Here is an 8,606-nt window from a genome sequence, read left to right as displayed (position 1 = left end):
CCCTTTCCCATAGAGGAAACAGGAGTCAGGTAGCCGGTGTAGAGGATAGAGGGAACAACTGTAAGGATAACAGTTCCTATGAAGGCTGCAGCCTGAGAGGTGAAAAAGACTGAGAGGAGAAGGCCAAAAGCGGTTGAGACGAGGATAAAGAGGAGTGAGGAGATGAGAAGAAGGGAAAAGCTCCCTTTCAGTGGAACTTTAAGGAGGAAGAGGAGGATAGAGAGGAGAACTAAGAGGTTAAAGGTTGAAACGGTAAACCCGGAAATCAGTTTCCCCGTTAGGTATTCAAGTTTTCCAACAGATGAAACGTAGACGTTATAGATTGAGCCGGACTCTTTCTCTTTAACTATCAGAAGGGCGGAGAAGACGGCAGGGGCTATTGAGAGAACAACTGCCAGAGTTCCGACGGCAACAACGTAGTCCTGGTTTAGAGACTCGTTGAACCAGTAGCGGGGCTTAACTGAAACAGAGAGTTTCAGTCCTTTCCTCTCTGCAAGGTTAAGGTTCTCAAGTGAGACAACGGCGTTCACGTAGCTCTTTATGACTTCTGCCCTGTAGGGGAAAGTTCCGTCAATCAGGAGCTGGAAACGGCCTTGGCCTTTTTTGAAGTTCTTTTCAAAGTTAAATGGGAAAAGTAGAGCTCCCCTAACCTCTCCAAAGGTTAGAGCTCTGTCAAGCTCTTTTTCAGATGAGAAGTAACGCTTTACGTAGAAATACTCTCCGTTTGATGTGAGTTTAGAGAGGATTTCTCTTGAGAGGTAGGAGTTGTCGTAGTCAAGGACACCAAGGGGAACGTGCTTTATCTCAAGCTTAAGGCCGTAGCCGAAGACAAGCATCATAGAAAGGGGAACGGCAAGAACGGTGATGAGTGAGATTTTATCCCGAAGGAGCTCCTTTATCTCTTTTTTAACAATTGAGAAGACTCTGTTTAACCTAAACATCGTTTAAAACCCTGAAAACGAAAACGTCTTCCATTGTTATATAAGAAGACTTGAGTTTTTTAAACGGAATTCCCAACTCTTTGAGATAGTCTTCCGTTACGGGCTTCAGCGAGTAAACCTTTACCTTTCTTCCAAAGAGAGCGGTTTTAAAGCCCAGACTTTTAAGCTTCTCCTCAAGGTCAAAGGGCTCATCGGTGTAAATGAGGTAGGCGTTTCCCAACTCTTCTTTCAGCTCCTCTTTTAATTTACGGGGAGAGCCTAAGGCAACGGCCTTTCCCCTGTTCATTAGAAGAACCCTGTCGCAGTATTCGGCCTCGTCCATGTAGTGGGTTGTAATGAGAACGGTTACGCCGAACTTTTTGGAGAGCTCCCTTATAACCTGCCAGAAGACGTCCCTCTCTACGGGGTCAACGCCGGAAGTGGGCTCGTCTAAAAAGAGAATCGGCGGGGAGTGGAGGAGGGCGGAGAGGAGAGCAACCCGCTGTTTTATCCCCAAGGGGAGCTCCGCAACCTGTCTGTTTAAAAACTCCTGAAGCTCAAAAACCGGAGCCACTTGAGAAACTAACGATTTAACAGTAGAAGGGGAAACCCCGTAAACGCTTCCCCAGTAGATAAGGTTTTCAAGGACCGTCAGGTCGTAGTAGAGGGAGAACTTCTGGGAGGTGTAGCCGATGAGTTTCTTAACATCTTTTCCAACGGGCTTTCCAGCAACAGAGATTCTCCCTGAGGTTGGACTGTAGAGGCCTAAGATGGTTTTTATAAGGGTGGTTTTCCCTGCGCCGTTTGGACCCAGAAGGCCGAAAATCTCTCCTCTCTTAACTGTGAAGGAAACCCCGTCAACGGCGGTAAAGTCTCCAAACTTTTTAACAACGTTTTCAACGACAACGGTATTCTCTGGAACTTCTGTTTTCGGTTTAAAGACGGGAGGGAGAACAACTCTCCTGAGGCCTATCTTTTCAACGAAAAGGTCTTCAAGGTCTGGCTCAACGGGCTGGGCAGAGAAGTTAAGTTTTTCCTGGAGCTCCCTGAAATCCTCAAGTTTTTCAGGGGGAATAAGGACTCTAACGGTGTCTCCTTTAAGCCTTGGGGTGTTCGTTATATCCCAGAGTTTCTGGTAGACGGCGTAAGGGTTGTCTGAAGTTATGAGAAAAACCTTAGAGTCTGTTTTAACAACGTCTTCGTAAGAGCCCGAAACGATTTTTTTGCCGTTTTTCATTAAAAGGAGCTCCGTTCCCCTCTCGGCCTCGTCTAAGTAGGAAGTTGATAGGAGAACCGTCTGACCCTCACGGTTAAAGGAGTAGAGAAGCCTCCATATCTCTCGGCGGGAGACCGGGTCAACCCCCGTTGTTGGCTCGTCTAAAACGAGGAGCTCCGGCCTGTGAATCAGGATACAGCACAGGGAGAGCTTCTGCATCATTCCGCCGGAAAGCTTCCCGGCAGGCCGGTCTCTGAACTCATAGAGGCCTGTGGTTTTGAGAAGGAGCTCCTTTCGCCTCTCCCTCTCCTCTCCTGTAACGCCGTAAAGGTCGGCAAAGAAGTCAACGTTCTCCTCAACAGAGAGTCGCTTGTATAAGTTCTGTCCCAACCCCTGGGGCATGAACGAGATTTTTTCCTTTACAGGCTCAAAAGACTTTTCGTCGTTTGGGTCAACTCCAAAGGTTAGAAGTTTTCCGGAGTCGTAGGTGAGAACTCCGCACACAGCCTTAAAGGTTGAGGATTTCCCCGCTCCGTCGGGGCCTATGAAGATGAAGATATCCCCTGAGTTTACAGTAAACGAGAGGTTATCAACCGCAACGGTCTTCCCTTTCCTGTAAGTAATTCTGAGTTTTTCACACTCAACGGGCTTCATTTTCCACCTAAAGGAATGTAGCAGTCTGCAGGCATCCCCGGTTTTAAAACGTGGTTGGGGTTCCCAAGGAGCTTCAGTTTTACCTTGAAAACTTCTTTTACCCGCTCCTCTTTTGTCTGGACTTCTTTTGGCGTGAACTCTGCACGGGAGGAGATGTATGTAAGGACAACGGGGAACTTCTTGTTGGGGTAGGCGTCAACAGTTATATACCCTCTCTGGCCTAAGTGGATAAGGCCAATCTTAGATTCAGGAACGTATCCCTCAAAGTAGAGGTTATCAAGGTTGTAAAGGGTGAAGAGTTTCTGCCCTGGGGCAACAACCTCTCCTGGCTCAACGAGCTTTTCAGTAATCGTCCCGTCTATAGGAGAGGTAATTTTCAGGTTTTTGAGAACCGCCTTGACCTTTTCAACAAGGGCTTCTGCCGACTTAACTTTTTCTCTGTAGGCAGAAACTTCCCCCTCTTTCGCTTTAACGGTCTCCTCAAGGGCTGAAATCTCTTTTCTGAGGGAGTAAATCTCTTCTTTTCTGTTTTCAGCAAGCTGAACCTGTTTTTCGGCCGCCGAAAGGTTTGCCCTTGCAGAGTTTACAAGCTCCTCAGCAGATTGAAGGTCTGCCTTTGCAGTCTCGTAGGCAAGTTCAACGGCGTCAAACTTACTCTCTGATATTACCCTCCGGCGGTAGAGATTTTTAAACCGGGTGTAGTCCTTTTTGGCCTTTTCAAAGGCGGCCTCTGCCTTTTTGTATGTGGCCTCTGCAGAGAGGAGCTGAGAATGGGCGCTTTTAAGTCTGTCTTCCGCAGTTCCGATTCCCAATTCAACAGCCTTTTCAAGCTCAGAGAGTTTGAACTTGAGGGAGGAGAGTTTCTCTCTGTAGAAGGAGAGTTCCCTCTCCTTTACCTTAACGGCAGAGAGGGACGCCCTGTAGCCTGCCTCTGCCCGGGAGAGCTCCGCCCTCACCTCAGAGGAGTCTATTTGGGCAAGGAGCTCCCCTCTTTTAACGTTGTCTCCCTCGTCGTGGTAAAGGGCAACGATTTTTCCGCCGTATTTTGTTCCAACGTCGTACTGGTCCCCCTCAATCCGGCCGTTTATGTAGAGGGTGTTCTCGCTTTTCTGGTTTAAACAGCCGGAGAAGAGAAAGAGGGCAGACATTAAAAGGAAAAGGAATCTCATCTCCCACCTCTCAAAAGGGGCTTTCCAACGGCAAACTCAAGCTCTGAAAGGGCGGTGTTGTAGTCGGCAAGGGCTGAGTTGAGGGAGTTTCTGGCAGAGTAAAGATAGGCAATGGCGTCAACAACTTCTGTTGAAGTTCCAACGTGCTCCCTGTAGCGCTCTCTTGAATCCCGAAGGAGCTCCTCTGCCTCTTTCACCTGAGACTGTGCCGTTTTTACCCTTGCAGCGGCTGAGAGGAGCCTGGTGTAGGCAGAAACCACCTGAAGCCTTACTTTGTCTTTCAGGTCTTTAAGGGAGATTTCAGCCTTTCTACGCTCCTCTCTTGCCTTTTCAATCTCAAAGAACCTTTTTCCACCCTCAAAGAGGGAAAAGTTGAGGGTGAACGAAACGGCCGTTGAGGAGTAGGTTTCTCCCGGGTATTGGTCTGTCTTCTGGTAGTCAATTCCCATAAGGAGCTTTGGAGAGAAGGCTGAGGCGGAGAGCTTAACTCCCTCGTCTGCAGCCCTCTTGACCATCTGAGCGTATTTGAGGAGAGGACGGGTAGAGTAGGCGGTTTTGAGGAGCTCCCCAAGTTTCAGCTTCACAGGTTCATAGCGGAGCTCCCCTTTAGGAGAAAAGGTCAGGTCTGGAAGGCCGATGTCCGTTTTCAGCTTCTCAAGGGCTACCCTGTAGATAGACTCGGCGTAGGTGAGCTTCTCCTCTGCGTCCCTCAGCTTCACCTCGGCCTCTAAGAGGTCCCTCCTTGGAACTATCCCCTCGTCAAAGAAGGCTTTAACGTCTCTGTAGTGTTTCTCAGCGGCTTTCAGGTAAGCCCTTGCAGTTTCAACAGAGGCCTTTGCCTTTAAAAGGCTGTAGTAGTCCTTTTTAACCGTTAGAACAACTCTGTTAACGGTCTCCTTAAAGAGGTAGTAGGTGGCCTTTTTCTGTTTCTCCCTTAGTTTAACTGAGAATGTTATCTGCCCACCGGTAAAAAGAGGCTGTGAGAGTTTTACTCCAAACTGGTAGTAGCTACTGCTAAAGAGTGAAAAGGCTGCAGGCGGAAGGCCGGGAAGGGAGAAGGAGTAGGTTGGAACGTCTGTCAGGCTTGTTCTCCTGTAAAAGAGGTTGACAGTTGGGAAGTAGGAAGAGACGGCTTCTCTGTAGAGGAGGTCTGAGATCCTGTAGTCGGTTTTCGCTTTCTCTATCTCCTTTGAGTTTTTTAGTGCAAGGAGAATAAGGTTATTTAGCTCTCCGGCCTTAACTGTTAGGGGCAGGAGAAGTGTCAGTATCAGAACGAGAGCTCTCATCTCTCTCCTCCAGCAAAATTGCAGGAATTAGTGTTAAAACGCCGCAGATTGTTGCAAAGAAGAAAGCATCGGCAAAGGAGTGCCAGAAGGCGTGCTGTGAGTAGAGCTGAGCTAAAAGGGCTTTAGCTGTTAGTTTTGCAGTCTGCAGGGTTTCTCCTCTGAAGTAGTGGTAGAAGTCTTCAGCCCTTTTCAAGAAGTAGAGAACCTGGGGAGATGAGGTTGAAACTTTCTCTGTCAGGTGGACGAAGTGGACCTGTTGGGAAGAGAGGAGGATGTAGGTTGATACAGCAGTTCCAACGCTTCCGCCGACAAGCCTCATAAGGTTCTGAATGGAGGAGGCCTGACGGAGGAGCTCCCCCTTAAAACTCCCCAGTGAAACCTGAGAGAGGGCGGGGAAGAAGAAGCCCATCCCGATTCCCCAGGGCATCAGGTATGCAACTATCTGGAGTTTCGTCATCTCTAAGTTGAGCTTCTGCTGAAGGTATGTCCCAAAGATAAAGATTGTAGTTCCAATAATTATTGAAGCCTTTTTGGTCAGGATTTTCCTGTCTATGAGAATCCCCGCAACCATACTGAAAAAGCCTGTCCCCATAGAGGGCCAGAAGAGGATTTCGCCGGCAGTTATCGTTGGAAGGCCCCTCAGCTTCTCTAAGTAGAGTGGAAGGAGGAAGTAAGAGGCGTAAACACCCATCCCGAAAACCGTTAGCGAGAGGACGGGATAACGGAAAAAAGGGTATTTAAAGAGTGATAGGTTTAAAAGGGGATGTTCGGTTCTCATCTGGTGGATTAAGAAGAGGACAAAAGAGACGGCAGAGACGTAGAGGAGAGAGACCGATTTGAGGGAGCTCCACCCCCAGCTGTTACCCTTAGAGAGGACAACTATTAGAGAAACCAGAGAGATGGCAAGGAGGAGAAGGCCTATGAAGTCTAAAGGTTTATCATCCCTGTGGAGGTGCCTGTCGTCCTCCATAAAGAGGGTTAAAAGGTAGACAACTAAAATTCCCGGAAGGAGGTTCACGTAGAAGATCCACCGCCAGCTGAGGTGCTCTGTTATGTATCCGCCTAAAGTGGGACCTAGAGACGGGCCGAAGGTCGCTCCAAGGGCGAACATCCCCATTGCAACTCCCCTCTTCTCGGGGGGAAAGAGCTCAAAGAGGAGGGTCATTGTCATCGGAACGGCAATCCCCTCTCCGACTCCCTGGAAAACCCTTGCCGCAACCATAAGGTCTAAGCTGGTTGAAAGGCCACAGAGGGCACTCATAACGGTAAAAAGGGAAATGCCCAAAAGGTAGGTGTTCCTGTGGCCTATTTTACCCCCTAACCATCCAACAACCGGCATTGCAACGGCAGAGGCAACCATGTAGGAGATGATTACCCACTGGATGTCGTCGGGCTCAGCGTCAAAGGTGCTCATCATATGGGGAAGGGCTATGTCAACGATTGTCGTGTCAAGGAGTGTCATAAACATCCCTGCAACGATGAGAACACCCAAAAAGTAAACCCTACCGCTCATCGGGACTTCCTAATCTTCACGACGGCATTTGTTCCGGGCTTTATGCAGCTGAGGGGAACGTCTGAAAGCTTTATCTTTACAGGAACCCTCTGGGTGACTTTTGTGTATTCACCTTGAGAGGTATCACGGGGAATGAGGGCAAAGACAGAGCCGGCAGACTTCCCAACTTGAAAAACTTTACCTTTAAATGTTTTCCCGCAGACGTCAAGCTCAACCTCAGCCCAGTTGCCCACCTTAACAAAGGGGAGTTTGTCCTCATCTATCCAGGCAAGAACGTAAAAGGTTTTAGGGTTGTAGATGGAGTAAACGGTCAAACCGGGAGAGACGAAGTCTCCCACCTCGCGCCACTTCTTTGCAACAAACCCGGAAATGGGGGAGTGGACAAGTGTATGGGAGATGAGGATTTTGAGTTTTTCCTCTTTCTCCTTTAACGATTTAATCTTCTCCGAAAGGCTCTTGATTGAGTGGCGGAGTTCTCTAATCTGCTTAAGGGAAGCTTCACGGGAGAGGAACTCCTGCCGGAGCTCCCCCAACAGTCTCTGTGAGGCTGAGAGTTCTTTCTTCAGTGCAGAAACCTTGAACTTTAGAGCTTCAGCCTCTTTCAGGCTCTCCTCGGCTGCCCTGTAGTTTGAGAGAGCTCCCTCGTAATCTGCCTTAGCCCTGTAGTAGGCAGACTTAACGTCTTCAAACTGCTGGAGGGATATTACCCGCCTTATATAGAGGTTCTTAAACCGTTTAAACCTGTTCTCCATCCGCTCTAAGTTGATTTTTGCAGCCTGCAAAGAAGACCTCGCATACTTCAATGCGGCGGAGGATTTTGAAACGGAAGTTCTATAGAGAACTTCTGTCTCTTTTAGCTGGTCTTGGAGGGCTGAAACCCGGTTTTCCTCTGCCCTCAGCTGGAGCTCCGCCGACCTGACAGACGCAGGAAGCTGCTTTTCTAACCGGGAGAGTTTAACCTCAAGCTCCCTCTTTTTCTCTTTAAGTGATGAAATCTGGAAACGGAGAGAGGAGAGCTCCTTTTTTAGAGTGGAATCGTCAACCTTAAAGAGGGGTTCTCCCCTTTTAACAGGCTGGAACTCTCTCTTGTAGAGTTTAAGTATGTATCCTGAGACATCTTCAGTTGAAACGTTGACGATGTCTGCCCTCTGGAAGGCATTGTCTGTGATGACGTAAACAAACCTCTGGTAGAGGAACCACAGAAACCAGAGAGTAATGAAAAGTATCGCAACAGCACCTGCTAAAGTTACGAGCCGTTTCAAGGTTTCCCTCCGGAAATGGAACGGGAGAGGGTTGATATGAACTCATCAATCTCCCTTTGGGAGAGCTCCCTCCCCTGAAAGATCTCCTCAGAGATAAAGAAGCCGAAAACAGCAGCCCCGAAAATTTTTACTTTCATTCTGCTTTCATCTGGAGAAAGAGACAGGGCAGAAGAAAAAACGTTTGAGAGGAGTTCCTCAAGGGTTCTAACAAAGTGCGAGTAAACCTCTTCTATCTCCTCTGTAAGGCCAGTAACCTCAGATAGGAGAATTTTTAAAAACTCTTTCTTCTCTCTGAGAGAAAGGTAAATTTTCCGGCCAATACCAAGAAGTGCAAGCTCTCCAGAACCCTCCGGAACGGAAATTGCCCTGATATCTGGAATAATTGAGAAATTAATTAGAACTTCCCGGAAAAGTTCTTTTTTACTCTTAAAAAGTCTGAAGAGAGTAACTTCCGAAACCCCTGCAGTATGTGCTATCTCCCGTGTTGTTGTTCCAAAGTATCCCTTACGGGAAAAACAGTTATATGCAGACTCAAGAATCCTCTCTTTAGTCGTCAAGCCAACCTCGTAAGTAAGTAATTACTTAC

At 48.1% G+C, this 8,606-nt stretch carries 7 protein-coding genes; all 7 read right to left on the bottom strand.

Going from position 1 to position 8,606, the window contains the following annotated elements; genetic code table 11:
• On the bottom strand, positions 1–941 hold a 941-nt coding region (locus F8H35_RS08105; RefSeq protein WP_472573041.1), incomplete at its 3' end, for an ABC transporter permease.
• A complete protein-coding gene (locus tag F8H35_RS08100) occupies positions 934–2,790 on the bottom strand; it encodes an ATP-binding cassette domain-containing protein (RefSeq protein ID WP_472573040.1) in 1,857 nt (618 codons plus the stop codon). The genes F8H35_RS08100 and F8H35_RS08105, both read right to left, overlap by 8 nt.
• Positions 2,787–3,959, bottom strand: a complete 1,173-nt coding sequence (locus F8H35_RS08095; RefSeq protein ID WP_472573039.1) for an HlyD family secretion protein — start codon at positions 3,957–3,959, stop codon at positions 2,787–2,789. Before F8H35_RS08095 ends, F8H35_RS08100 begins: the two co-directional genes overlap by 4 nt.
• Complete coding sequence (locus F8H35_RS08090) at positions 3,956–5,245, bottom strand: TolC family protein (protein WP_472573038.1); 1,290 nt, start codon at positions 5,243–5,245, stop codon at positions 3,956–3,958. The genes F8H35_RS08095 and F8H35_RS08090 overlap by 4 nt, the downstream gene beginning before the upstream one ends.
• Positions 5,196–6,758, bottom strand: a complete 1,563-nt coding sequence (locus F8H35_RS08085) for a DHA2 family efflux MFS transporter permease subunit (protein WP_472573037.1) — start codon at positions 6,756–6,758, stop codon at positions 5,196–5,198. The genes F8H35_RS08090 and F8H35_RS08085 overlap by 50 nt, the downstream gene beginning before the upstream one ends.
• Positions 6,755–8,020, bottom strand: a complete 1,266-nt coding sequence (locus F8H35_RS08080) for an HlyD family secretion protein (RefSeq protein ID WP_472573036.1) — start codon at positions 8,018–8,020, stop codon at positions 6,755–6,757. The genes F8H35_RS08085 and F8H35_RS08080 overlap by 4 nt, the downstream gene beginning before the upstream one ends.
• Positions 8,017–8,577, bottom strand: a complete 561-nt coding sequence (locus F8H35_RS08075) for a TetR/AcrR family transcriptional regulator (RefSeq protein ID WP_472573035.1) — start codon at positions 8,575–8,577, stop codon at positions 8,017–8,019. Before F8H35_RS08075 ends, F8H35_RS08080 begins: the two co-directional genes overlap by 4 nt.
• Positions 8,578–8,606 lie beyond the last annotated feature (29 nt).

The organism is Thermovibrio sp., from assembly GCA_015488335.1.
GTDB lineage: Bacteria > Aquificota > Aquificia > Desulfurobacteriales > Desulfurobacteriaceae > Balnearium.
The sequence above is the reverse complement of the archived record's forward strand: the minus strand, read 5'-3'. Positions and strand labels throughout refer to the sequence as shown.